This is a genomic window from Mycobacterium sp. 23, from assembly GCF_048287075.1.
In the GTDB taxonomy this organism is placed as follows: domain Bacteria; phylum Actinomycetota; class Actinomycetes; order Mycobacteriales; family Mycobacteriaceae; genus Mycobacterium; species Mycobacterium gordonae_B.
The window spans coordinates 4858960-4883555 of record NZ_JBLVUX010000005.1; the positions used below are offsets into that span (position 1 = coordinate 4858960).

Sequence of the window (24596 nt, forward strand, 5' to 3'; positions counted from 1 at the left end):
ACAGCCTCCTCTGCGTCACTCACGATCCATGACTACCACCATCTTGCCGCCGGCTTCACCGGCTTCCATGACGCGGTGCGCATCGTGAATCTCATCGAAGGAGAAGACCCGCGACGGTGTCGCGTCGAGTTCGCCGTCGGCCACCTGCTTCGCGATGCCCTGTAGTGGCACGTCGGAGAGCGGGAAGCCGGGCGTGCCGAAGACGAAGCTGCCGAAGAAGTTCAAGTTCACACCGCTGGCCATGCGCAGCAGCGGGTTGAAATCCCCGATCGGGTCCAGGCCGCCCAGCCATCCGGCGAGACAGGCTGTGCCGCCGCGACGCAGCATGTCCAGGGAGTCGAGGATGGTGCTGTTGCCCACCAGGTCGAGGACGGCGTGTAGCTGTGCGGATTCCGGCAGGTGGGCGGCGAGATCGGTTCGCTCCAGCTCGACGCGCGCGGCACCGAGTTCCTCCAGCATCGGGATGCGTCCGCGGCTGCGGGTGGTGGCAATGACGCGGGCTTCGGCAGCGACCGCCATCTTCAGCGCAGCCTGGCCGAAAGACGATGTCGCGCCACGTATCAGCAGCGTCTGTCCAGCCTTCACCTGTAGGTTGCGGAACAGGCAGGTCCAGGCCGTGGCATAGGTCTCGGGCAGCGCGGCCAGTTGCGACCAGGGCAGGTCGGATTCGATCAGCGCGACATTGGCCGCGCGGACCCGTGTGTATTCGGCATAGCTGCCGTTGATGGTGCGGCCCAGGCCGCCCATCAGCGCCGCCACTTTCGCGCCGACCGGGAACTCGCCGCCCGGGCAGGCGTCGACGACGCCGACGCATTCGATACCGCTCACTTCGGCGGCTTCAGCCCATTCGCCGCGCCGCATGTGCATCTCCGCGTGGTTGATGCCGAAACCCTTGACTTCGATGACCACTTCGCCGTCCTTGGGCAGCGGCTTGGGAATGTCGGCGTACACCAGACTGTCGAGTCCGCCGAAGCCGTCCAAAATGATTGCGCGCATCGTTGTTTCGCTACGCGTCTCACGTACGACGGCCGGTGCCGTGGGCAGTGTGCCGGTCCCCCGCGAGATGGTCTCCATCGGCGTCTCCCTCCCGAGACAAATGGGCTATTCGTCCCACTATTATGGGCGGTTCATCCCATAAAGTCGAGACGCCCAGGGGTATCAGGACTTGGCGCGGCGTCGCGCCGGCCCCTGTTTCGCGTCGGGTGCGAAAGAACACACATAATCGACCGCAGCGGTGAGTGCGGCGCGCATCGGTTCTGCCTGACCGGTAGCGTGCGTGATCATCGCGCCGCCCTGGTGGGCGACAACCAACGACACCGCCAGGTGGCGCGGGTCGGCGTCGGAGCGCAAATCTCCGCGTCGGAGCATGGAAGTCAGTCCGGTCGAGAAGATTTCGATCCACTCGTCGTAACCACGGGCGACGTCGTTGTGAATCTCGCTGTCGGCGTCGATCAGTTCACCGGCCAGTGATCCGTACACACATCCGCCGAGTCGATATACGGTGTCCACGTCGGCCATGCAGGCCTCGGCCCATGCACGCAAGGCATCGACGTTGTCGAGCGCACCCATCCGGTCCTGCGTGTGAAACGTTCGTAAGTCTCGGCGGCGGTTGGCGATGACCTGACGGATGAGATCGCGTTTGTCCCGGAAGTAGTGCGTGATCTGCGATCCGCTCACCTCGGCGCGGGTGCGCACCTCGTCGATGCTGGTGTTGGCCACCCCGCGTTCGAAGACGAGGCCGGCCGCGGTGTCGACGATCCGGGCTCGCGTGGCCATTCCTTTCTGGGTGAGCCGCGGGGCCGCATGGTCGGTCGGTTGTTGTGCGCGCTGGACGCGGCGACGCCGGGGCGGTCGGGGCGCGCGTTCGGCGGGGTCGGTGGCGAACATGCGCAGGTAGTTGACGGCAAACCGGGTCGCATCTGCGTGCGGCCATTCCTCCCGATAGGTGAACGCCAGGGTGCCACCCCCTTGGTGTGCGCACACCATCACCGATGCCAGAGCGCGCGGTTTCGCCGCGGCCACCAGCACACCGTTGTCCTTCATTCGCCGGATCGCCTGCTCGAACAGTTCGATCCACTCCTGATAGCCGGCGGCCAGAGCCGCGCGCGTCGAGTCATCGGACTTGGCCAGCTGGGCGGCGAGGGCGTGATAGGTGGGTGTGCCGGTGTATTTGATGCGGCGCAGGTAGCGCATGTTGAGATCCAGCCAGCGCTCGTAGTCGTCGAAAGTCGCCAGATTGCCCAGCTTCGGCTGGCGGTGGAAGTCCAGGACGACTCCGATCTGGCGGCTGATGACGGCACGGATCAACGCGCGCTTGTCGGTGAAGTAGTGCGCCAGTTGGGAACCGCTCACCGAAGCGGCCTTGCGCACGTTGTCCATGTTGAACGCCGCCAGGCCCTCCGCGACGATCAGTTCGGCGGTTGCCAGCACGATCCGGTCGCGGGTGGCGCGCCCCTTGGCGGTCAGCCGCTGTTCGACCTCCGGTTCGGCCATCGCGCCAGGCTAACCCGTGGCAGGCCGCAGTTCTGGGATATTCAGCCCATTGACCGCGTCATGCGGCCGCGCAATTGCCTGCCAGGAACGTACGGGTCAGTTCGGCGACCTCAGCGTGTGCCGACTCCAGCAGGAAGTGGCCGCCGTCGAGCAGATGGACTTCGGCATGCGGCAGATCTGTGGTGAAGGCCGTGGCTCCGGCCGGGCCGAATATCTCGTCACCGCGGCCCCACACTGCCAGCAGCGGAACGCCGGACGCGCGAAAGTACTCGTGCAGGCGTGGGTACAGCGGGGCGTTGGTCGCATAGTCGCGAAACAGCTTGAGCTGTATCAGATCATTGCCGGGCCGGGAGATCAGCGCGAAATCGTGATGCCAACACTCCGGGTCTACCAGCGTCTCATCCGGTACGCCGGTCAGGTACTGCCAGCGGGTGGCTTCCAGGGTGAGAAACTGCCGCACGGCCGCCTCGTTGTCGGCGGTCGGGGCGTCCTGGTATGCCCAGACCGTCTTCCAGAAGCCTTCGACGAAACCGGCGTCATAACCATTGCCATTCTGGCTGATGATCGCGGTGATCGCGGACGGGTTGCGCAGCGCCAGGCGCCAGCCGATGGGTGCGCCGTAATCCTGTACGTATACGGCGTAGCGGTCGACGCCCAGCGTACTCAGCAGCCCGGCCGTCAGGTCGGACAGTGCATCGAAGGTGTAGTCGAACTCGTCGACGGACGGCGCGTCGGACAATCCGAAGCCCAGGTGGTCCGGCGCCACGACATGGAAGCGGTCGGCGAGTTCGGGGATGAGGTTGCGAAACATGTACGAACTGGTCGGAAACCCGTGCAGCAGAACCACTGTAGGCAAGTGCGAATCGCCGGCCTCCCGGTAGAACAGGCGGTGACCGTTGATGGTGGCATAGCGATGGTGAACGGTCGGCATGGCGACCTCCTCGACAGATATTTTGGGTTACTCAACCCATTATGCACACTATGGCCTGCTGGCACTAGGGTCAGTCGGTGACGGCACCCGATCCGGTGCCCGCGAGGAGTGCAGATGGCCAAGCTGGTTTCGGTCAACGTGGGCATGCCCAAAGATGTGCAATGGAACGACAGGACGGTTCGCACCGGAATCTGGAAGACGCCTGTCGACGGGCGGGTGATGGTGCGCCGCCTCAACATTGACGGCGACGGCCAAGGAGACCTCGGCGGCCACGGCGGTGAGCAGCGCGCCGTGTTGGTGTACCAGACGGAGTCCTATGAGTACTGGGCGGGATACCTCGGACGTGATGACCTGCGACCGGGTTATTTCGGCGAGAACTTCACCGTCTCCGGGCTCCCGGACGACGAGGTGTGTATCGGCGACCGCTACCGCATCGGCGACGCCGAGTTCGAGGTCACCCAGCCGCGCGTCACCTGTTTTCGGGTCGGGATGCGCCTGGGCGATCCGCGAATGCCGAATCTTCTTGTCTCTCAGCATCGACCAGGTTTCTATTGCCGCGTCATCTCCGAGGGCGGCGTGCAGGCCGGCGACGACATCGTGCGGACCCGCCGTGGCCGGCATGAGCTCACGGTGGCCGACGTCGACGCGCTGCTCTACCTTCCGGATCGCAACCCCGAGCAGTTGCGCAAAGTCGTCGATGTCCCCGAGCTGAGTCCCGGGTGGCAGCAATCATTCACCGAGATGCTGGCGGCACCGGGCGTTGCGGCCGCTGCGCCGATTACGCCCAGCGGGTTTCGTCGACTGAGAGTGACCGCCACCCGACGTGAATCACCCTCCGTGCTGTCGATCACTATGACCTCCGAGGATGGAACCGCGCTGCTGCCGGCGCTTCCCGGTCAGTACCTGACCGTGCGGATACCCGGCGAAACCGCTCAGGTACGCAGCTACTCGCTGTCCGGCAATCCCCTCGCCGCCGAGTACCGCATCAGCGTCAAACGCGAGGAACACGGTGTCGTGAGTCGATGGCTGCACAGCCACGTCGAACCCGGTGCCGTCATCGAAGCAGCCGGTCCCCGGGGCGACTTCTACCTCATCGAGGACGACAAGCCGGTGATATTGATCTCGGCGGGGATCGGCGTGACGCCGGTGCTGGCCATGCTGCACGCACTGTCCGCCGCGGGCGGCGGCACCGGTATCTGGTGGCTGCATACCACCCGGAACCCGGATACCGAGGCGTTTGCCGCAGAGGTCGACAAGCTGATAGCGGTTATGCCGCAAGCGGTCCGGCGTGTCTACTACACCGAAACCCAGAATCGCCTGAATCGGCAGGCGATCGCCGCGCTGGGCCTGCCGACCGGCGCCACCGCGTACCTGTGTGGACCGGCGTCATTCATGGCGGATATGCGCACCGCCCTGACCGGGCTCGGATTCGATCCCGGCAGCATCCACAGTGAACTCTTCGGTGCGCGGGCGGCGATCAACCCCGGTGTGGTCGGTGTGGTGGCCAGGCCGCCGCACCAGCCGGCGGGCGTTCCGGGCGCGGGCCCGGCCGTCACCTTCGCGCGCAGCGGGCTGACGGTCAACTGGTCACCGCGCTACGGCAGCATCCTCAACATGGCCGAATCCTGCGATGTGCCAACGCGTTACTCGTGCCGCAGCGGGGTGTGCCACATGTGCGTCACCAGCGTCGTCTCCGGGACGACGACCTATGTCCAACCACCGCTGGAGTCGCCGAAGCCGGGTGAAGTGCTGATCTGCTCTGCCGCTCCCGAAACCGACCTGGTGCTGGACCTGTAGCTACCGGGCGAACGACGTCTCTCCGCCGGTGACGTTGAAGATCGCACCGTTGACATAGCTGGCATCCGGGGATGCGAGAAAGACCACGGCGCTTGCTATTTCGCTGGCATCAGCGATGCGGCGCAGTGCGGTGACACCGGCCAGCTTCTCCAGGAGGCCGGGGGTGGCCTCCGTTCCGGGAGTGTCGGTGGGTCCGGCCGCGACCGCGTTGACGCGGACGCCGGATTCCCCGAATTCGTCCGCCCACACCTTGGTCAGCAGTTCCAGGGCGGCCTTGGTGGCACCGTAGATCCCGCCTTTGCGTTTCGGCGCCGAGGCGGCCAGCGTGCTGATATTGACGATCGCACCGCGGCCCCGCTGCGCCATCCCCGGCGCGAGTTCCTGCACCAGCAGGTACGGGGCGCGCATGTTGACGTTCACATGTTCGTCGAAGACGGCGTCGTCGGTGTCGACGGTATCGCCGAATATGAAGACGCCGGCGTTGTTCACCAGGATGTCGACGTCGCCGGCCGCGGCGGCCAGTCGCCGGACCTGGGCGGCGTCGTTGAGCTCCGCGGCGACGAATCGTGCGCTGCCGCCCTCACTTTGGATCTCCTGCACCACCTCGCGGCCGCGTTCCGCGTTGCGCCCGTGCACCACTACGTCGGCGCCCCGCTGGGCCAGTTGCAGCGCTACCGCACGGCCGATTCCGGAAGTGGCGCCGGTGACCAGGGCCGTGTACCCGCCGAACGTCGTCACGCTACTCAGTCCCGTGGGGGCGTCAGCGCGACCGAGGCCTCGGCGGTGTAGCACAGGAACGTCAAAGTCTCCTGCAGGTAGAGCTGCACGGTGTCGGCGTCGTGGCTGAGGTAGCCGATCGACACGTCGGTGCCCAATTGCAGGTCGAAATCACCACCGCGAGTAGTCAACACGAACGCGCCGTCGATGGCCGGCGCCCAGATGATGTCGCCGTCGACCAGCCGGTTGAGATGTTCGAGGATCGGATAACCATGCTCGGTGGTCTCGCTCACCTTGGTGTAGGCGTCGGCCGACAACAGCACCGAATACGGGCCGTCGACGCCCGCCAGGCGCAGTTCCGTCAAAGCCTGGGTGATCACGTCGGGGATGTCGCGCGGGTCGTCCGGCAGGGTCAGGGGAGGGTTGGAGCTGCAGCTGCGGATGCCCTGGATGGACGCCGGGGCGTACCCCTCGAAGATCCCGCGGTCCTCGACGAACGCCAGTTTCTTGGCGGCCACCTTGACCGGTTCCCAATCGGAGTCGTTGGAGCCGCGCTCGACATCGTCGATCTCGTTGCGGGACAGGGTGAACGGGACGCGCAGCCGCACCAGGGGACGACTGTCGCGCAGATGAGCGATGACGCCGTCGGTGGGCGACTCCAGGTCGATCAGGCGCCCCGTGCTGACGGCCGCCGTCACCGGACCGCCCGGCTCGCTGACGTCGACGACCCGGCGGCCGGCGATGTGCCGCTTGAAGGTCCGCGCCGCTTCCACTTCGATCTCCGCCCAGGCGGCTTCGGTGATCGGCGCCAGGTCGCGGTACAGGTTGTTCATTGGGAGATTCCTTTCAGGCTGCCGATCGAAAGTGAGCCGTCATGCGACGTCGAAGGCGGTGCGGCGGCCGGCGCGGGTGATTGCGGCAACGCCGGTGGGTCATCGAGAAAGTCGACGGTGGGAGAGAAGAACAGCCCGCCGGTAACGGCGGTCGAGAAGTCGAGGACCCGATCGGTGTTGCCGGGTGGATCGCCGAGAAACATGTTGCGCAGCAGGCGCTCGGTCACCGCCGGCGTGCGCGAGTAGCCGATGAAGTAGGTGCCGTATTCGCCCTTGCCCACCTCGCCGAAAGGCATGTTGTGCCGGACGATCTTGAGTTCGGTGCCGTCTTCGTCGGTGATCACATTCAGCGCGATATGAGAGTTGGACGGCTTGACGTCGTCGCCGAGTTCGATGTCCTCCAACTTGGTTCGCCCGATCACCCGTTCCTGCTCGGTGACCGAGAGCGAATCCCAGGACGTCATGTCGTGCACGTACTTCTGCACGTGCACGTAGCACGAGCCGGCGAAGTCGGGGTCTTCGTCGCCGACCGTGGTCGCGCTGACCGCGATCGGACCGTCCGGGTTCTCGGTTCCGTCGACGAATCCCAGCAGGTCGCGGTTGTCGAAGAACCGGAAGCCGTGCACCTCGTCGACCACCGTCACCGCTCCGGCCATCGCCTTGAGGATGCGACCGGCCAGTTCGAAGCACACGTCCATGGACTCGGCCCGAAGATGGAACAGCAGGTCGCCGGGGGTCGCGGGTGCGGAGTGGCGCGGGCCCGTCAACTCGGTGAACGGATGCAACTCCGCGGGCCGCGGGCCGGAGAACAATCGGTCCCAGGCGTCGGATCCGATGGAGGCGATCGCCGACAGTCTCTTGGTCGGGTCGCGGAAGCCGATCGCCCGCACCAGACCGGAGATGTCGGGCAGCGCGGCGTGGACCGCCTCCTCGCCACCGTCGTTGATGGTGGCCACCAGAAAGATCGCGGCTGGCGTCAACGGCGCCAGTATGGGCTGCGGCTGAACAGCGGGCACAGGCAAGACCCTAACGCCCCTGCGCGGGGGGCGGTGCTTAACCTCTCTGTATGGTGGCCACCGCCCCGGGCCTGGGTGAATTCGTTGATGCGTCCCCGTCGCCGTTTCACGCGTGCGCTACGGCGGCCGCCCGATTGCGCGACGCCGGCTACACCGAACTCAGCGAGTTCGATCGCTGGCCGGAGCAACCCGGGCGCCACTTCATCCTGCGCGCTGGATCGCTGGTCGCCTGGAGCGGGCGCGCCGGTCTCACCCCGTTCCGGATCGTCGGAGCGCACACCGACAGCCCGAACCTGCGCGTCAAGCAACACCCGGACCGCTGTGTGGCCGGCTGGAAGGTGGTGGCGCTGGAGCCGTACGGCGGCGCCTGGCTGAACTCCTGGCTGGACCGCGACCTCGGCATCAGCGGGCGCTTGTCGGTGCGTGACGGCAGCGGGATCAGTCATCGGCTGGTTCGGATCGACGAGCCGATCCTGCGGGTGCCGCAGCTGGCCATCCACCTGGCGGAGGATCGCAAGTCGCTCACGCTGGATCCGCAACGACACCTGAACGCGGTCTGGGGCGTGGGTAGCGTGGCCGAGTCTTTTGTGGGTTACGTCGCTGAGCATTCCGGAGTGGTCCCGGACGATGTGCTGTCCGCCGACCTGATGGCGCACGACCTGACGCCCTCGTCGGTGGTCGGCGCCGACGGCAGCCTGCTGAGCGCTCCGCGGCTGGACAACCAGGCGAGCTGCTACGCGGGACTGGAAGCGCTGCTGGCCCTGGACGCGGCGCCCGCCGAGTTCCTGCCGGTGCTGGTGCTGTTCGATCACGAAGAGGTCGGCTCGACATCCGACCACGGCGCGCAATCCAACTTGTTGGGCACCGTTCTGGAACGGATCGTGCTGACCGCCGGCGGCAGCCGCGAGGACTTTCTGAGGTTGCTGCCCGCATCGTTGCTGGCGTCGGCCGACATGGCGCACGCCACGCACCCCAACTATCCGGAACGCCACGAACCGGGTCACCAGATCGCGGTCAACGGAGGCCCGGTGCTGAAAGTGCACCCCAACCTCCGGTACGCCACCGACGGACGCACAGCCGCGGCGTTCGCCCTGGCCTGCGAGCAGGCGGGGGTGTCGCTGCAACGCTACGAACATCGGGCCGACCTGCCCTGCGGGTCGACGATCGGACCGATGGCCTCGGCGCGCACCGGCATTCCGACGGTCGACGTCGGCGCTCCGCAACTCGCCATGCACTCGGCGCGGGAGTTGATGGGCGCGCACGATGTCGCTGCGTACGCGGCTGCCCTGCAGGCGTTTCTCGCGCCGCAGGCATAGTGTCGAGCCTATGGCGCTCAAACTTGAGATGGTCACATTCGACTGCACCGACCCGGCGACGCTGTCTGGTTGGTGGGCCGAGCAATTCGGCGGCACAACACATGAGCTGCTGCCCGGGGAATTCATCGCGGTAGCCACCGCCGAAGGGCCGCGGTTGGGATTTCAGAAGGTCCCCGATCCGACCCCGGGCAAAAACCGCGTCCATCTCGATTTCGACACTCAGGATCTCGAGTCGGAAGTCGCCAGACTTACCGCGGCCGGTGCCAGCGAGATCGAACGGCACAGCTTCGGCGAGAACTTCCACTGGGTGGTGCTCGCCGACCCGGAGGGCAACCAGTTCTGCATCGTGAGTCAGTAACTCAAACCGAACAATGCTCGACAGCGGTCGAACCCTTCGACCCGCACGTTGTCCGCGTGACGGCGCTGCCAGTCATCGCGGGTCAGCCGGAACCGCAACTGCTCCACCGTGATGCCCTCACGCGCCATCTGCTCCGAGCCGTCGTCTCGGTAACCGAGGTGGCGCGAGACGGCGATCGAGGCCGGATTGTCGACGAAAGACGCGGACGTCGCGACTTCCGCACCCAGCGTGCTGAACGCGAAATAAAGTGCTGCTGAACGCATCTCCGTGCCGTAACGCTTTCCCTGGTGGCGCAGGCCCAGCCAGGATCCCGTTTCCACCTGGCGCGTCACCGGAAAGTCCTTGGCGATGAGTCCCTGCACGCCGACCGCCGCTCCGTCGACGATCACAGCCAGTGGCAGATGCCAGTCATCCGGGTTGAACCGGGCCAGTTCCCGCCACAGGAACGACAGCGTGTTGAACGGCAGCTGCTCGCGCGGCGCCCGCGTCCAGGGCACCGCGAACGGCATCCGGGTGGGGTCGTGCACGCCGTCGAGTGCGGTATCGATCAACTGGTCGATCAGATACTCGGTGGGCAGCCGCAACTGCAGCCGCGGCGTGGTGATCAGCAGGTCGAACAGGGGCCAGTGGCGAGACATCCCGCCCATTATCTGGACCGCAGCGATCGAAGTCAGCTGGTTTTCCGGCGGGAACCTAGACTGTGGTCCGTGACGAGCCCCCACGTGACTGACACCGTCGAGCACGCCGCGAACAGCCCCGACCAGCCGCAGCCGTTTCACGAGCTCGGCCTCAAGGACGACGAGTACCAGCGGATCCGCGAGATTCTGGGGCGCCGGCCCACCGACACCGAGCTGGCCATGTACTCGGTGATGTGGAGCGAGCACTGCTCGTACAAGTCGTCCAAGGTCCACCTGCGCTACTTCGGCGAGACCACCACCGAGGAGATGCGCACCGGGATGCTTGCCGGCATCGGCGAGAACGCGGGCGTCGTCGATATCGGCGACGGGTGGGCGGTCACCTTCAAGGTCGAGTCGCACAACCACCCGTCGTACGTGGAGCCCTACCAGGGTGCGGCCACCGGCGTCGGCGGCATCGTCCGCGACATCATGGCGATGGGAGCGCGCCCGGTCGCGGTGATGGACCAGCTGCGGTTCGGCGCCGCCGACGCGCCCGACACCCGCCGGGTCCTCGACGGGGTGGTCCGCGGCATCGGCGGCTACGGCAACTCACTGGGACTGCCCAACATCGGTGGCGAGACCGTCTTCGACGAGTGTTATGCCGGCAACCCGTTGGTGAATGCGTTGTGCGTCGGTGTATTACGGCAGGAGGACCTGCATCTGGCGTTCGCCTCCGGCACCGGCAACAAAATCATCCTGTTCGGGGCGCGCACCGGGCTGGACGGAATCGGCGGGGTATCGGTGCTGGCCTCGGACACCTTTGACGCTGAGAATTCGCGCAAGAAGTTGCCGTCGGTGCAGGTGGGTGACCCCTTCATGGAGAAGGTGCTCATCGAGTGCTGCCTGGAACTGTATTCCGGCGGCCTGGTGATCGGCATTCAGGACCTCGGTGGTGCCGGATTGTCCTGTGCCACATCTGAGTTGGCGTCCGCCGGGGACGGCGGCATGGCGATCGACCTGGACACGGTGCCGCTGCGCGCCAAGGAGATGACTCCCGCCGAGATCTTGTGCAGCGAGTCTCAGGAGCGGATGTGCGCGGTGGTCGCGCCGGAGAACGTCGAGGCGTTCATGGCGGTATGCCGTAAGTGGGAAGTGCTGGCCACCGTCATCGGCGAGGTCACCGATGGTGATCGGCTCCGCATCACCTGGCACGGCCAGACCGTCGTCGACGTGCCGCCGCGGACGGTGGCCCACGAGGGCCCGGTCTACCAGCGTCCGGTCGCTCGTCCCGACACGCAGGACGCGTTGAACGCAGACTCGTCGAAGAAGTTGCCCCGGCCGGTCACCGGGGACGAATTGCGTGCGACTCTGCTTGCGCTGCTTGACAGTCCGCATTTGTGCAGCCGCGCGTTGATCACCGAACAGTATGACCGGTACGTGCGCGGCAACACGGTGCTCGCTGAGCACGCCGACGGCGGTGTGTTGCGCATCGACGAGGCGACGGGCCGGGGCATCGCGTTGTCCACCGACGCATCGGGGCGCTACACCAAGCTGGACCCGTACACCGGTGCGCAGCTCGCGCTCGCCGAGGCGTACCGCAATGTGGCCGTCACCGGGGCCACCCCGGTCGCGGTGACGAACTGCCTCAACTTCGGCTCGCCGGAGGACCCCGGCGTCATGTGGCAGTTCTCCCAGGCGGTCCGCGGCCTGGCGGATGGCTGTGCGGCTCTGGGGATTCCGGTCACGGGCGGCAATGTCAGCTTCTACAACCAGACCGGATCGACGGCTATCATGCCGACGCCGGTGGTCGGGGTGCTGGGGGTCATCGATGACGTGGGCCGGCGCATCCCCACCGGCCTGGGTACCGAGCCGGGAGAAAGCCTGCTGCTGCTCGGTGACACCCGGGACGAATTCGACGGCTCTATCTGGGCGCAGGTGACCGCTGATCATCTGGGCGGGTTACCGCCTGCCGTCGACCTGCAGCGCGAGAAGCTGTTGGCCGAGGTCTTGGCCGCCGGGTCGCGCGACGGACTGATCACCGCGGCCCACGACCTGTCCGAGGGCGGCCTGGCACAGGCGATTGTGGAGTCGGCTCTGGCCGGTGAAACCGGTTGCCGCATCGTGCTTCCCGAAGGAACGCACGAGGGAATGGACCCGTTTGTCATGCTCTTTTCCGAGTCTGCCGGGCGGGCGCTGGTCGCGGTGCCACGGACCGAGGAGAGTCGCTTCCGGGCGATGTGCGAGGCGCGGGGCCTGCCGGCTGTCCGCATCGGCGTCGTGGATCAGGAGTCTGACGCGGTCGAGGTGCAGGGGCTGTTCACGGTGTCGCTGGCCGAGTTGCGCGAGACGTCCGAGGCGGTGCTGCCGCGATTCTTCGGTTAAGGCTTCGCGCACTGGGTCTGGCGGCCGCTCTGGTGGGCTGGAGCTTCGTCAGTCCGCGGCTTCCGTCGGCGTACCGGACGCCGGCGCAGGCCGCCGCCGGCAGCGTGCTGGTGTTGACGACCCGCGCGCCGTTGGGATTCCGCCCACCACAGGTGTGGACGGGACTGCGACTGGGCTCGACGGCAGCGGCACTGGTCACGGTCACCATCTTGGCGACGACGCCGGTGCCCAAGGTGCGCCTGTCGATGTCAGCGCGCGAACTGCCCGCGTCGGTACCGGGCTGGCTGGGCTGGCAGATACCGGTCGGCACGGTATGGGCCGAGGAGGCCGCCTTTCGTGGCGCGCTGGGCCGCACGGCCGCCGAGGGTTTCGGCGTCACCGGCGGGCGGTTGCTGCAGGCCGGCGCGTTCGGTCTGTCACATGTCGCCGACGCACGCGCGCTGGGTGAGCCGCTGCTGCCCATCGCGGTGGTCACCTGCCTGGCCGGTTGGGTGTTCGGCTGGTTGGCCGAGCGCAGCGGGAGTCTGTTGGCGCCGATCCTGGTGCACCTTGCCATCAACGAGGCGGCCGCGGCGGCGGTGGTCGCCGTGCAGCGCCGGCAGTGGAACAGCTCACATGGCGCGCGATCTGGCGGCTGACGCCCTACACTTGTTAATTACTTGTTAAAACCCCAGCTAGAGAGGGCGGCACCGGCGGTGCACAGACTCAGGGCCGCGGAGCACCCGCGGCCGGATTATGTACTCCTGCACATCAGCGACACCCACCTCGTCGGTGGGGACGGTGCGCTCTACGGTGACGTGGATGCCGACGGCCGGCTGGGTGAGCTGCTTGGGCAGCTGAACCATTCCGGGGTGCGCCCCGACGCCATCGTCTTCACCGGTGATCTGGCCGACAAGGGTGAGCCCGCCGCGTACCGCAAGCTCCGCGACCTGGTCGAGCCGTTCGCGGCCGAGTTGGGCGCCGAACTCATCTGGGTGATGGGCAACCACGACGACCGGGCGCAACTGCGCCGCATGCTGCTGGACGAAGTGCCGTCCATGGCGCCGCTGGACCGGGTGCGCCGAATCGACGGACTGCGCATCATCACGCTGGACACCTCGGTGCCGGGCCACCATCATGGTGAGCTCCGGCAGGCTCAATTGGATTGGCTCGCCGAAGAACTGGCGACACCGGCCCCCGACGGCACCATACTGGCCCTGCATCATCCACCGATCCCCAGCGTGCTGGACATGGCCGTCACCGTGGAACTGCGCGACCAGGCCCCGTTGGGGCGGGTGGTGAAGGGGAGTGACGTTCGCGCCATCCTGGCCGGCCACCTGCACTACTCGACGAACGCCACCTTCGTCGGGATTCCGGTGTCGGTCGCCTCCGCTACCTGCTACACCCAGGACCTCACGGTCGCGGTCGGCGGAACGCGCGGCAGGGACGGGGCCCAGGCCTGCAACCTGGTGCACATCTACCCGGAAACCGTTGTGCACTCCGTGATTCCGCTGGGCGGCGGCAACACCGTAGGCACGTTCGTCTCTCCCGGTCAGGCGCAACGAAACCTCGCCGAGGCGGGCATCTTCATCGAGCCCTCCCGTCGCGACTCACTTTTCAGGCACCCTCCGATGGCGCTGACGTCGACGGCACCGCGAGAGTCGGCGGACTGACCCCGCCGGCAACCTTTTCCCAGGGCGCCGGAATCGGGAAGTATCGCTCCAAGAAGTCGATGACCCGTGCAGCGCGTTCGGCCGCCGAGACCTCGGGGAAGCTGCTGTCGTTGAGGCAGAAGAAGTGGTGGCGGCGTCTCTTGCGAAGCTCGGGCAACAGGTCCAGGCCCGCCCGCGTGGTCGTGTTCACGTATCGGACGTTGGCCTTCTCCTGCTGTACGGCGCGTCCGGTCAGCAACGCGTAGTAGTGATAGAGCGAATTGGTCACTGAGATATCGGTGCTGGCGCGAAACGGGCTGGCCTGAGTGCGGGCGAACTCGGCCGGGAATTCACGCTCCATCTCCAGCAGCACGCTCTTGCGCAGCGGGACGGCGGTGTGCTCGAGATGACGGGTGATGAGCTGCCCGAACCGCTCATTGAGTAGTTGCCGGTTCACCCGCGCCGCATTCTCGAACCCGCTGCGGCCGGGGTCGTTGGTGCCCAGGCCGATTCGGGTCTTGGCTTCGATGAACTTGCTGATTCCACCGGGGGAGAAGAACATGCCGGCCCGCAGCGGCCGGCCGAAGAACATGTCGTCGTTGGAGTACAGGAAATGCTCGCTGAGGTCGGCGATGTGGTGCAGCTGGCTCTCCACCGCATGTGAATTGTAGGTCGGCAGTGCGGCAGGGTCCGAGAAGTGCTCGATCGCAGGGACAATGGTGATCTTGGGATGTTCGGCTAGCCACGCCGGCGGCGCCGAATCGGTCGCGATGAAGATGCGACGGATCCAGGGGGCGAACATGTTGACCGAACGCAGCGCGTATTTCAGTTCGTCGATCTGACGGATACGGGCGTCCGCGTCGTCGCCTTCACCGACCACATGACCGGACAGCTGAGCTGCCCGCCGGGCCCGGAATTCCGGGTCGCTGCCGTCGACCCAGGAGAAGACCAGGTCGATGTCGAACGCCACGTCGCTGGCGTGCGGGGTGAACATTCCTTCCAGGGTCGGCCACTTGTAGCCGTGGAGCTTGACGGTCGCCGGCGTGACTTCGGCTCGGGGTAAGACCGTGCGGGTCAGTGAGTTCGGCACCGGGCATCCGATCACGGTGTCGTCGAATGCCCAGAATTGCAGATCGACACCGAACGCCGGACCGTACCGGAATCCGCCCGGCGCGATCCGGTGCCGGTACAACCGCAGGGTGCGCGTGTCGGCAGCGGTGGACAGCCGTCCCTCGGCCAAAAGATGATGTCCGTCAACACTTTTCGCGTACATCGGTTCTGCGACACAGGCGGCCGCCAGGGCCCGCTCGACGGCGCCGCGCAAGCGGATGTCGACAGCCAGGATGGGCCGGTCCTTGTGATCGCGAACCAGTAGGTAGGGAATATCGGCGCGGTTCAACGTTTTTCGGAGGAATAGCAGATCCTCGATCTGTGCCTCGTGTGGCGTGAGGCTCGCCTCCATCCGTGCGATCTTGCCGCGGCGGGTCACCACCACCGGTGCACCTTCGGCGGAACGATCACCGACGCTGGGAAAGGGCTCTGGCATCGGACACCGCCTCAGGTTGAAGTCACCTCGTCAACCGCAGAATTGCATACTTGGGCCGGGACCGCGCGGTGAGACGACAACTGTTGCAGGACAGTCGCTTCAGTCGAATACCGATACCTGGACTTAACTGTCAGTTCACGTTGATGTCATGTCGGAGCCCGATCAGTGAACCCGGTCCTGCTGGTCGGGCACGACGCTGCCGTCGGAAGCAGGGTTGCGATCAGAGCGGTGAGCGCGCGCGGCACTGACGTCATGGATTGATTGTGTAGTCACCGATTTGCCGGCCCCACACGTAATCGAGAAACATCGGTGAACCCAGCTCGAAATGGTTGTACGGCGCCAGGTCGTAGCCGGCGTCCATCACCAGATAGGGGGCGGGCCACAAATCCCTGGTGATCTTCTGCCAGCAACCCGGTTTCCCGCCGGGGCCACCCCTGGTGTTGATCCGTGGCAGATTCTCCGGCCAGATATACGGGTTAGGTGCCCCGGAGATCGCGCCCGAAGATGTCGCTCCGAGCGCATAGCCGTTGAAGCCCAGTGCGTTTCGGATTCTGGGCGCCACCTCGTCATAGTTGCGGATGGTGCACGCAATCTGTGGGCTGTACTCATCGAGCAGCTGGGCCGTGGGAAGAAGATCGGCGGCCCCCCGTGCGAGGTAGGGCCCCGACCGCTCGAACACCGGCGTCGCGGTGGCCGCGAACCCGGCCGCCGCCAGCAGTGCGGCGTCGAGGTCGGTGCGCTGTTGACTGAGGGTGCGCGCCGTGGTCGTCGCCGCATCGAGTGCCGTCAGCAGGTCCGGAGCGGCGTCGGCGTAGACGTCACCGAGGGCCGCCAGCCGCTGCACGTCCACGCGGGCCGCGGGCAGCCGCGGGTTCAGGTCGTCCAGGATCGCGTTTCCGTTGGTCAACGAGGTGCCGAACTTGTCGCCAAGGCCGGCCAGCGCCAGACCGGCCGCGCTGAGCGTCAGGTTGAGTTTCACCGGGTCGACCTTCTCCGCGATCGCGGTCAAAGTCTGGAACAGCGTGTTGAATTCGGTGGTCACCTGGGTCGCGTCGATCACGACTGCTGGCGTGATATGTTGCGGCACAGGTATTTTCGGCGAACTGAGCGACACGTACTTGTTGCCGAACACGGTGGTGGCCTTGATCTCGGCGGCCACATTCGCCGGGATCTGCGGGATGTACCTGGGGAAGATGTCGAGGACGAACTGGGCCGCCGGGACGCCGTCGCGGGTGATTTCGGAAATCTCGGCCACCCGGCCGATCTGAACGCCGTTGTAGGTGACCTTCGCGCCGGGGTCCATCACGAGGCCCGCGCGCGGAGCGACCATCGTCAGCTTCGTCTTCGGGGTGAAGTTCCCGCGGAACTGCCAGTAGAGCGCGCCCAGGACGAGCGTCAGCGCCACCAGCGCGACAAGACCGATGGTTCGGTAGGGTGGCCGCGCGCCCGAACGACGACGCTCCATGATTCTGAGACCCTAAGGTATGGTCGCCCGTCCCAAAGCCGATCCGGCAAAGACACGGCAGGCCGTGTCGGTTATCGCGGACTGGTTGCGTGACGAAACCGTTCCGGCACCCGACCGGGCCGCCCTGGCAGGCGCCGTCCGGCTCACCGCGCGCACCCTGGCCGACCTGGCCCCCGGCGCCAGCGTGGAAGTGCGGATCCCGCCGTTCGTCGCCGTTCAGTGCGTGTCCGGTCCGCGGCACACCCGCGGGACGCCGCCCAACGTGGTGGAAACCGACCCGCGCACGTGGCTGTTGGTGGCAACGGGACTGATGGGGTTCAGCGATGCATCGGCCAGTGGCGCGCTGTCCCTCTCGGGCTCGCGCGCCTGTGAAATAGAACACTGGCTGCCGTTGTTGCGTTTAGCGCCCTGACCACTATTGACCTGGAGTTACGTGCGCGACACGCCGATTCTTCCCGGCGCAACACGCGGTTCGGCATTGCGCGGCCGGCCCGCGGTGCCCGTAGACTCCGTAGCGTCACCAACCGCGCCCTAGGGAGCCGCCACACCGTGACCGCGCAGCAGCCCGAAGAAGACTTCAGTTCGCCTCGTGAAGAGTGTGGCGTATTCGGGGTCTGGGCCCCCGGTGAAGACGTCGCCAAACTCACCTACTACGGCCTGTACGCCTTGCAGCACCGCGGCCAGGAAGCCGCAGGCATCGCGGTGGCCGACGGATCCCAGGTGCTGGTTTTCAAGGACCTCGGCCTGGTCAGTCAGGTCTTCGACGAGCAGACGCTGGCCGCCATGGAGGGCCACGTCGCCATCGGGCACTGCCGCTACTCCACCTCCGGCGACACCACCTGGGAGAACGCCCAGCCGGTCTTCCGCAATACCGCCGCGGGCACCGGGGTTGCGTTGGGGCACAACGGAAATCTGGTCAACGCCGCCGAACTCATGGCGCGTGCCCGGGACGAGGGGCTGATCGCGAAGCGGGCACCCGCCCCGGCCACCACGGACTCCGACATTCTCGGTGCGCTACTGGCCCACGGAGCCGCCGACTCCAGCCTCGAGCAGGCCGCACTGGAACTGCTACCGACCGTCCGCGGCGCGTTCTGCCTGACGTTCATGGACGAGAACACCCTGTACGCATGCCGCGACCCGCACGGGGTGCGCCCCCTGTCACTGGGACGGCTGGACCGCGGCTGGGTGGTGGCGTCGGAAACCGCTGCTCTGGACATCGTCGGCGCGTCGTTCGTCCGGGACATCGAGCCGGGTGAGCTGCTTGCCATCGACGCCGACGGGGTGCGGTCCACCCGCTTCGCCAACCCCACGCCAAAGGGGTGCATCTTCGAGTACGTCTACCTGGCGCGCCCGGACAGCACCATCGGCGGACGGTCGATCCACGGTGCCCGACTGGACATCGGTCGCCAGCTGGCCCGCGAATGCGCGGTCGACGCCGACCTGGTCATCGGGGTCCCGGAGTCCGGTACCCCGGCTGCGGTGGGATACGCGCAGGAATCCGGCATCCCGTACGGGCAGGGCCTGATGAAGAACGCCTACGTCGGGCGCACGTTCATCCAGCCGTCCCAGACCATCCGTCAGCTCGGCATCCGCCTGAAGCTGAATCCGCTCAAAGAGGTGATCCGCGGCAAGCGGCTCATCGTTGTCGACGACTCGATCGTCCGTGGCAACACCCAGCGCGCGCTGGTGCGCATGTTGCGTGAGGCCGGCGCTGTCGAGGTGCACGTCCGTATCGCGTCGCCGCCGGTCAAGTGGCCCTGCTTCTACGGCATCGACTTCCCGTCGCCGGCCGAGTTGATCGCCAACGCCGTCGAGGACGAGGGGGAGATGCTCGAAGCCGTCCGGCACGCCATCAACGCCGACACGCTTGGGTACATCTCGCTGCGCGGCCTGATTGCGGCCACCGAGCAGCCGGCGTCGCGGTTGTGCACGGCGTGCTTCGATGGCACGTACCCGATCGAACTGCCCAGCGAGAGCGCTTTGGGCAAGAACGTCATCGAGCACATGCTGGCCAATGCGGCGCGCGGCGCCGGCCTGGGCGACCTGGCCGGCCAGGACGCGCCGGAAGTTCCGGTCGGACGCTGACGCGGGCTCTGCATAGGTAACCGTCACCGTCGGTGCCTAGGACCGGTAGCCTTTATCGCGATGACGGATCCCGAACTTAGCGCCAAACGCGGCGCGGGCAACCAGGGCATCACCTACGCATCGGCCGGGGTGGACATAGAAGCCGGTGACCGCGCTGTCGACTTGTTCAAGCCGCTGGCGACCAAGGCCACCAGACCCGAGGTGCGCGGAGGGCTCGGCGGCTTCGCCGGGTTGTTCGCGCTCCGCGGCGACTACCGCGAACCGGTGCTGGCTGCCTCTACCGACGGCGTCGGCACCAAACTGGCGGTCGCCCAGGCGATGGACAAGCACGACACCGTCGGCCTCGACCTGGTGGCGATGGTGGTGGACGATCTCGTCGTCTGTGGCGCCGAACCGCTGTTTCTACAGGACTACATCGCCGTCGGCCGCACGGTCCCGGAGCGGGTCGCGGCCATCGTCGGCGGCATCGCCGAGGGTTGTGTGCGCGCCGGCTGCGCGCTGCTCGGCGGGGAGACCGCCGAGCACCCGGGCCTGATGGAACCGGACCACTACGACATCTCGGCCACCGGTGTCGGCGTCGTGGAAGCGGACGACGTCCTGGGACCGGACCGCGTCAAACCCGGCGACGTCATCATCGGGATGGGTTCCTCGGGACTGCACTCCAACGGGTACTCGCTGGCACGGACGGTGCTGCTGGAGATCGACCGGATGAATCTCGCCGGCTACGTCGAGGAGTTCGGGCGCACGCTGGGTGAGGAACTCCTCGAGCCCACCCGGATCTACGCGAAGGATTGCCTGGCGCTCGCCGCGGAGACCCAGGTCCGCACCTTCTGCCATGTCACCGGGGGAGGACTGGCCGGAAACCTCGAACGCGTCATCCCGCACGGTCTGGTCGCCGAGGTGGACCGGGGCACGTGGACGCCCGCACCGGTGTTCGCGATGATCGCCCAGCGCGGCCGCGTCGCCCGGCCCGAGATGGAGAAGACTTTCAACATGGGCGTGGGGATGATCGCCGTCGTCGCGCCCGAAGACACCGACCGCGCATTGGCGATTCTGACCGCGCGGCATCTGGACTGCTGGGTCCTGGGCACGATCTGCAAGGGTGGAAAGGAAGGCCCGCGCGCGACGCTCGTCGGGCAGCATCCGAGATTCTGAACAGCTGCGGAGCTAGGCGCGGCTGGCGCGGTCGGTGCTGTCAGATCAGCGACGCCAGGTGTCCTCGTCGTCCCATGAATCGCTCTCGACGCTGTCGGATTCATCGGTGCTGGTGCTCGTACCTGACAACTCGCGCTGAAGCCGCGTGAAGTCGGTCTGCGGGGAGCTGTATTTCAGTTCTCGAGCAACCTTGGTCTGCTTTGCCTTAGCCCGGCCGCGGCCCATGGGGGGACCCCCTCGCGAAATAACGGAGCGGCCTACGAGTAGGCGGCTCCGATCTCTAGTGTCGTTATTGTCCTGTCGACAGCTTACCGTGCCCCGAGGCCGAAGGTGGGCGCGCCCTGCCCAGCCGCGCATGGCGGATGTCACGTTGACTCACCGGGCGCCGCCGCGTAACCGATCGACCGCCAGCCGTCCGGCACCGACCTCATCCGTCGGTGGCAGCGAGTCCGCGTCGATCACCGCGGCGACCTCGCCCTCGGTCCCCGTCGTCAGTTGCGTGTCGGCGGGGATGCCGCGCTTGACCAGCGCCAGCGCCACCGGTCCGAGGTCGACGTGCTCGACCACTGTGCCCAGCCGTCCCACGGCACGACCGCCGGCGAGCACCGCGGCGCCGGTCGACGGCCGGTCCGCCGAGCCGTCCAGGTGCAACAACACCAGCATCCGCGGCGGCTTGCCCAGGTTGTGCACGCGGGCCACCGTCTCCTGGCCGCGGTAGCAGCCCTTGTCCAGATGCACCGCGCCCTCGCCGGGCCCCCCTATCCAGCGCACTTCGTGCGGGATGGTGCGCTCGTCGGTGTCGACGCCCAGCCGCGGACGCAGGGCGGCAACCCGGTGGGCTTCGTAGGCCCACACCCCGGCCGGACGCACGCCGGCACCGGTCAGCCGCTGCCGCCAGTCGGCCGCCTTGTCGCGCGGCACCACCAGATCCAGCTCAATCGGGCCGTTCGTGGTGCTCGGCATCCGGCGCAGGAATCCCCCCGCGGGCAGCGGGACGGCCGACCATTCCGGCGGCAGGGCGTCCACACCCAACGCGGCCAGCACCGGAGCGTCAGCCAGGCCCGGCCCGATCAGCGACAGCACCGCCAGCTCGGCGGCGGCTGGGGCCACGTCCGACCAGAAAACCATCTTGCGCAGGTAGCCCAGCAGGGGTTCGCCGCGCCACGGCTCGGTATCCAGGTAGGTGGTGTCGCCCATTTCGGTCTGCACCCAGTGGTCCTCGACCCGGCCCTGACCGTCCAGGCTGAGGTTCTGCGTGCTGACACCCTCGGGTAGCTCACTGACGTGCTGCGTGGAGATGTTGTGCAGCCAGGCCCGGCGGTCGGATCCGGTCAGCGTGATCACCGCGCGGTGTGAGCGGTCGACGAGAATCGCGTCGGTCTGGCTCGCCCGCTGCTCGCCGAGGGGGTCGCCGTAATGCCAGATTGCGCCTGCGTCGGGCCCGGGATCGGGGGCGGGGACTGGATTCACACATCAACTCTACGGCGGGCGCGCCGTTCACCCCGCCGAGCGTGAAGCAGGCCGCACGTTCGCCGACGGCCGTGAAGCCAGCCGCACGCTCGGCGAATGCCCGGCCGATTAGGCTCACTCCCCATGGCTGGTGTGGTCGTCACTCTGGACGGCGAGGTTCTCGATACGGACACGCCCCTGCTGCACGCCGATGACCTCGCAGCGGTGCGCGGCGACGGAGTCTTCGAGACGGTGCTGGTACGCGACGGCAGAGCGTGCCTGATCGAGTCGCACCTGCAGCGACTGACCCACTCCGCGAAGTTGATGGACCTGCCCGAACCGGACCTGGCCGGTTGGCGTCGCGCGATTGAGGCCGCGACCAGGCAGTGGCTGACGATCACCGACGATGAGGCCGCGATGCGTCTGGTGTACAGCCGCGGCCGGGAGAGCGAACCGGCGGCGCCCACGGCCTATGTGATGGTCAATCCCGTCCCGGACCGGGTGACCGCGGTGCGCCGCGACGGCGTCGCAGCGATCACGCTCGATCGCGGGCTGCCGGCCAACGGCATCGACACCATGCCCTGGCTGCTGGCCGGCGCCAAGACGCTGTCCTACGCCGTCAACATGGCCGTCCTACGCCATGCGGCCCGGCAGGGCGCGGGCGACGTCATCTTCGTCAGCACCGACGGCTACATCCTGGAAGGTCCGCGCTCCACGGTGGTCATCGCCGTCGACGGTGATGGCGGCCGCCCCTGCCTGTTGACCCCGCCGCCCTGGTATCCGATCCTGCGGGGAACAACGCAGCAGGCACTGTTCGAAGTCGCGCGCGCCCGCGGGTACGACTGTGACTACCGCGCGCTGCGGCCCGCCGATCTGGCCGCGGCGCAAGGCATCTGGCTGGTGTCGAGCATGACGCTGGCCGCCCGGGTGCACACCCTCGACGGGCGGTGGCTGCCGCGGGCTTCGTTCACCGACACCTTCGCCGAACTGGTCGACGCGGCGATCGTCATTGATCGCTGAGCGCTTAAATCTGTTGTCGCCGGGCGACAGTCGCGGTAGCGTCGGCTTTACACAAGGAAGGAGGTGGTCCGCGAAATTGATAGCTCCATGGACATGTGAGGTGGCTGCGCGCTAGCTGCATTGGCTCGGAAGAGTCAGCGATTTACGCGCGCTGGCGAATTTCCCGCAGCCACCCGGCCCTCGAGCGTCCGGTCTGTCCAACCGGAGCGTCGCTCGGGGGCCGCTCCATTTCTGGGGACCCTCTTCAGGCCCGCTACTTGTTCGCCCTCGCCATGATCTGGTCGGCCAACTTCGCGCCCCCGTCGGTGATGTCGTTACCGCACGCCTGAACCTCGATAACCAGGTCGCCCGCCGCGCCGAGCACATGCTGGCACGTCCGCGTGTTGTTGTCGGTTTCCGCGCGGGTCATGGTGATCTTCGGCGCAGCGCCGTTGACTTCGCCGAAGCTCCACTCGGTGCTCTTGCTCGGACCGGTGAATGTGACGGTCTTGTTGGCGCACGCCCGCCATTTCCCCTCGGATGCCTCCACGAACGCGCGGGCCTTCTCGGCCGACGGGAACTTCGCGACGGCCTCGACGACCCGGTGAACGTCACCGGACGATTGCACGACCTGAGTGTGGATCGCGGTCGGGTCGTGCGGCCGGTACACCGACTCTTGGAACGGTTCGAATGCCGACAGGCACTCCTGATCGGACAAGGTGCCCTGCGGAGCGCGTAGTTGGTCGCTGTGTGCACTTTCCTTCATGTTGGGGTCGCCGAGCACATTTCCGATGTCGGCGGCGCCGAGCAGGATGGACCCGGTTTCGGCCGGAGCCGAGGCCCCGTTGGAGGCGCCGGTCGCAGCGCCGCCGGGGTTGGCCGCCGTCGGCTTGCGGGTATTGCCGCCGGAGGCGAAGACGACGATCAGGACGATGGCCAGCACAGCGGCCAGCGCGGCGCCGCCGATGATGAGCAGCTTCTTGTTCGACCCTCCGGAGCTGGGCGCGGGTGCGGCGTGGCCGGTGGCGGGGCGGGCCTGTGGTGCGGCCGCCGCGGCCGCCGGTGCCGCCGCAGGGGCAGCCGGCGCCTTGGCCGGCGCCCCACTCGGCGCGCCCTTCGCCGCACCATCCTTGGCCTCGATCTCGGCCAGCACGTTGTCGATCTCGGTCCGAGTGCGGTAGGTGACGTCGTGGCGCATCCGCAGCATCCGCAGCAGCTGGGCGATGTCGCTGCGCGCGCTCGGGTCGTCGCCGTCCTCGTCGAGCCCGGTGCGCAGCTCGATCAACAGCTGCAGCTGTTGGGCGGGGGTGAGTTCCTTCTCGGACAGGTCGTTGCCCAGACGCATGATGTAGCCGAAAGGCAGCGGCGGCTCCTCGGGCAACGGCGACGGCAGCGGCGCGGCCTTGTCGCGCATCGCATGGATCGCGGTGACCAACTGGATGCCGGCGTCGACGGTCGGGTTCTGGTAGTCGATGATCTGCAGCGTGGAGACGGGATTGACCCGGACGCTGTCTACCGGCCCCACCTTGACCGGCAGGATCGGGCGGTTCAGGGCTTGCGCGTAGCGCAGCTCGGCCTGGCTGGGCTTGGACTGCAGCCAGTTGTTGGACAGCGCGACGATGAACACCTCGCAAGAGCGGATCTGCTCGAGGATCGCGTTCCACCACGCGTCGCCGCCACCGAGTTCCTGGTCGAACCAGACCTTCTGCTGGGCCCGCTTCAACGCGGTCGTCAGCGCATCGAGCGACGTCCTGTCCTGGCTCGAATAGCTGATGAATATGGCCACGGCTGTCTCCTCAATTGAGG

Annotated in this window: 22 protein-coding genes; 10 read left to right on the forward strand and 12 right to left on the reverse strand. The window is 67.0% G+C overall.

The window, feature by feature from the left end; all coding sequences use genetic code 11:
- Positions 1-15 precede the first annotated feature (15 nt).
- From ACNQS7_RS23690 to ACNQS7_RS23700, 3 genes are all read right to left on the reverse strand, one after another.
- Entirely contained in the window at positions 16-996 is a 981-nt protein-coding gene (locus tag ACNQS7_RS23690) for a zinc-binding alcohol dehydrogenase family protein (protein WP_418014454.1), read from the reverse strand.
- A 162-nt stretch (positions 997-1158) separates the two neighbouring features.
- Complete coding sequence (locus ACNQS7_RS23695) at positions 1159-2493, reverse strand: TetR/AcrR family transcriptional regulator (protein ID WP_418014455.1); 1335 nt, start codon at positions 2491-2493, stop codon at positions 1159-1161.
- 58 nt (positions 2494-2551) lie between these two features.
- Positions 2552-3424, reverse strand: coding sequence for an alpha/beta fold hydrolase (locus ACNQS7_RS23700; protein WP_418014456.1), 873 nt, complete (start codon positions 3422-3424; stop codon positions 2552-2554).
- 114 nt (positions 3425-3538) lie between these two features.
- Between ACNQS7_RS23700 and ACNQS7_RS23705 the strand changes: the two genes are divergently transcribed.
- On the forward strand, positions 3539-5221 hold the full coding sequence (locus tag ACNQS7_RS23705; RefSeq protein WP_418014457.1) for an MOSC domain-containing protein: 1683 nt from the start codon (positions 3539-3541) through the stop codon (positions 5219-5221).
- Here ACNQS7_RS23705 and ACNQS7_RS23710 read toward each other — a convergent pair whose 3' ends face one another.
- Genes ACNQS7_RS23710 through ACNQS7_RS23720 form a run of 3 tightly spaced genes read right to left on the reverse strand, consistent with a single transcriptional unit; the run spans position 5222 to position 7793 of the window.
- A complete protein-coding gene (locus tag ACNQS7_RS23710; RefSeq protein ID WP_418014458.1) occupies positions 5222-5959 on the reverse strand; it encodes an SDR family NAD(P)-dependent oxidoreductase in 738 nt (245 codons plus the stop codon). It lies immediately after the preceding gene.
- A 5-nt stretch (positions 5960-5964) separates the two neighbouring features.
- Entirely contained in the window at positions 5965-6771 is an 807-nt protein-coding gene (locus ACNQS7_RS23715) for a family 1 encapsulin nanocompartment shell protein (protein WP_418014459.1), read from the reverse strand.
- Complete coding sequence (locus ACNQS7_RS23720) at positions 6768-7793, reverse strand: Dyp-type peroxidase (protein ID WP_418014461.1); 1026 nt, start codon at positions 7791-7793, stop codon at positions 6768-6770. Before ACNQS7_RS23720 ends, ACNQS7_RS23715 begins: the two co-directional genes overlap by 4 nt.
- 44 nt (positions 7794-7837) lie before the next feature.
- On the opposite strand from ACNQS7_RS23720, the gene ACNQS7_RS23725 reads away from it, so the two are divergent.
- Positions 7838-9103 carry a M18 family aminopeptidase gene (locus ACNQS7_RS23725; RefSeq protein ID WP_418014463.1) on the forward strand — a complete coding sequence of 422 codons (1266 nt, stop codon included), beginning with the start codon at positions 7838-7840 and terminating at the stop codon, positions 9101-9103.
- Positions 9104-9113: 10 nt separating this feature from the next.
- Positions 9114-9461: a VOC family protein gene (locus ACNQS7_RS23730; protein ID WP_055581494.1), complete on the forward strand. Its 348-nt coding sequence runs from the start codon at positions 9114-9116 to the stop codon at positions 9459-9461.
- On the opposite strand, the gene ACNQS7_RS23735 is transcribed toward ACNQS7_RS23730, so the two are convergent.
- A complete protein-coding gene (locus tag ACNQS7_RS23735) occupies positions 9455-10099 on the reverse strand; it encodes a GNAT family N-acetyltransferase (protein ID WP_418014464.1) in 645 nt (214 codons plus the stop codon). The genes ACNQS7_RS23730 and ACNQS7_RS23735 overlap by 7 nt on opposite strands.
- Before the next feature lie 84 nt (positions 10100-10183).
- Between ACNQS7_RS23735 and purL the strand changes: the two genes are divergently transcribed.
- From purL to ACNQS7_RS23750, 3 genes are read left to right on the forward strand one after another with little or no spacing between them, the layout of a single operon-like run.
- Positions 10184-12460, forward strand: coding sequence for a phosphoribosylformylglycinamidine synthase subunit PurL (purL, locus tag ACNQS7_RS23740; protein WP_418016118.1), 2277 nt, complete (start codon positions 10184-10186; stop codon positions 12458-12460).
- Entirely contained in the window at positions 12448-13098 is a 651-nt protein-coding gene (locus ACNQS7_RS23745) for a CPBP family intramembrane glutamic endopeptidase (RefSeq protein ID WP_418016119.1), read from the forward strand. The genes purL and ACNQS7_RS23745 overlap by 13 nt, the downstream gene beginning before the upstream one ends.
- 57 nt (positions 13099-13155) lie before the next feature.
- Positions 13156-14112, forward strand: coding sequence for a phosphodiesterase (locus ACNQS7_RS23750; RefSeq protein WP_418014465.1), 957 nt, complete (start codon positions 13156-13158; stop codon positions 14110-14112).
- On the opposite strand, the gene ACNQS7_RS23755 is transcribed toward ACNQS7_RS23750, so the two are convergent.
- Together ACNQS7_RS23755 and ACNQS7_RS23760 are read right to left on the reverse strand one after the other, a co-directional pair.
- Entirely contained in the window at positions 14057-15637 is a 1581-nt protein-coding gene (locus tag ACNQS7_RS23755; protein WP_418014466.1) for a stealth family protein, read from the reverse strand. The genes ACNQS7_RS23750 and ACNQS7_RS23755 overlap by 56 nt on opposite strands.
- A gap of 250 nt (positions 15638-15887) precedes the next feature.
- Complete coding sequence (locus tag ACNQS7_RS23760) at positions 15888-17102, reverse strand: MCE family protein (protein ID WP_418014467.1); 1215 nt, start codon at positions 17100-17102, stop codon at positions 15888-15890.
- A 19-nt stretch (positions 17103-17121) separates the two neighbouring features.
- Here ACNQS7_RS23760 and ACNQS7_RS23765 point away from each other — a divergent pair, with 19 nt between their 5' ends.
- The 3 genes from ACNQS7_RS23765 (at position 17122) to purM (ending at position 20342) form a co-directional block, all read left to right on the forward strand.
- Positions 17122-17514, forward strand: a complete 393-nt coding sequence (locus ACNQS7_RS23765; protein ID WP_310774219.1) for a sterol carrier family protein — start codon at positions 17122-17124, stop codon at positions 17512-17514.
- Between the two features lie 137 nt (positions 17515-17651).
- Complete coding sequence (gene purF, locus ACNQS7_RS23770) at positions 17652-19187, forward strand: amidophosphoribosyltransferase (RefSeq protein ID WP_055581487.1); 1536 nt, start codon at positions 17652-17654, stop codon at positions 19185-19187.
- Positions 19188-19247: 60 nt separating this feature from the next.
- Positions 19248-20342 (forward strand): phosphoribosylformylglycinamidine cyclo-ligase, encoded by a 1095-nt coding sequence (gene purM, locus ACNQS7_RS23775; RefSeq protein WP_310774217.1) that lies wholly within the window; start codon positions 19248-19250, stop codon positions 20340-20342.
- A 45-nt stretch (positions 20343-20387) separates the two neighbouring features.
- On the opposite strand, the gene ACNQS7_RS23780 is transcribed toward purM, so the two are convergent.
- Both ACNQS7_RS23780 and ACNQS7_RS23785 read right to left on the reverse strand, forming a co-directional pair.
- A complete protein-coding gene (locus tag ACNQS7_RS23780; protein WP_055581485.1) occupies positions 20388-20567 on the reverse strand; it encodes a DUF3073 domain-containing protein in 180 nt (59 codons plus the stop codon).
- A 150-nt stretch (positions 20568-20717) separates the two neighbouring features.
- Positions 20718-21812 (reverse strand): YgfZ/GcvT domain-containing protein, encoded by a 1095-nt coding sequence (locus ACNQS7_RS23785; RefSeq protein ID WP_418014468.1) that lies wholly within the window; start codon positions 21810-21812, stop codon positions 20718-20720.
- Between the two features lie 132 nt (positions 21813-21944).
- On the opposite strand from ACNQS7_RS23785, the gene ACNQS7_RS23790 reads away from it, so the two are divergent.
- On the forward strand, positions 21945-22811 hold the full coding sequence (locus ACNQS7_RS23790; RefSeq protein ID WP_418016120.1) for an aminodeoxychorismate lyase: 867 nt from the start codon (positions 21945-21947) through the stop codon (positions 22809-22811).
- A 253-nt stretch (positions 22812-23064) separates the two neighbouring features.
- Here the strand turns inward: ACNQS7_RS23790 and ACNQS7_RS23795 are convergent, their stop codons facing one another.
- Positions 23065-24576 carry a sensor domain-containing protein gene (locus ACNQS7_RS23795; protein WP_418014469.1) on the reverse strand — a complete coding sequence of 504 codons (1512 nt, stop codon included), beginning with the start codon at positions 24574-24576 and terminating at the stop codon, positions 23065-23067.
- Between the last annotated feature and the right edge of the window lie 20 nt (positions 24577-24596).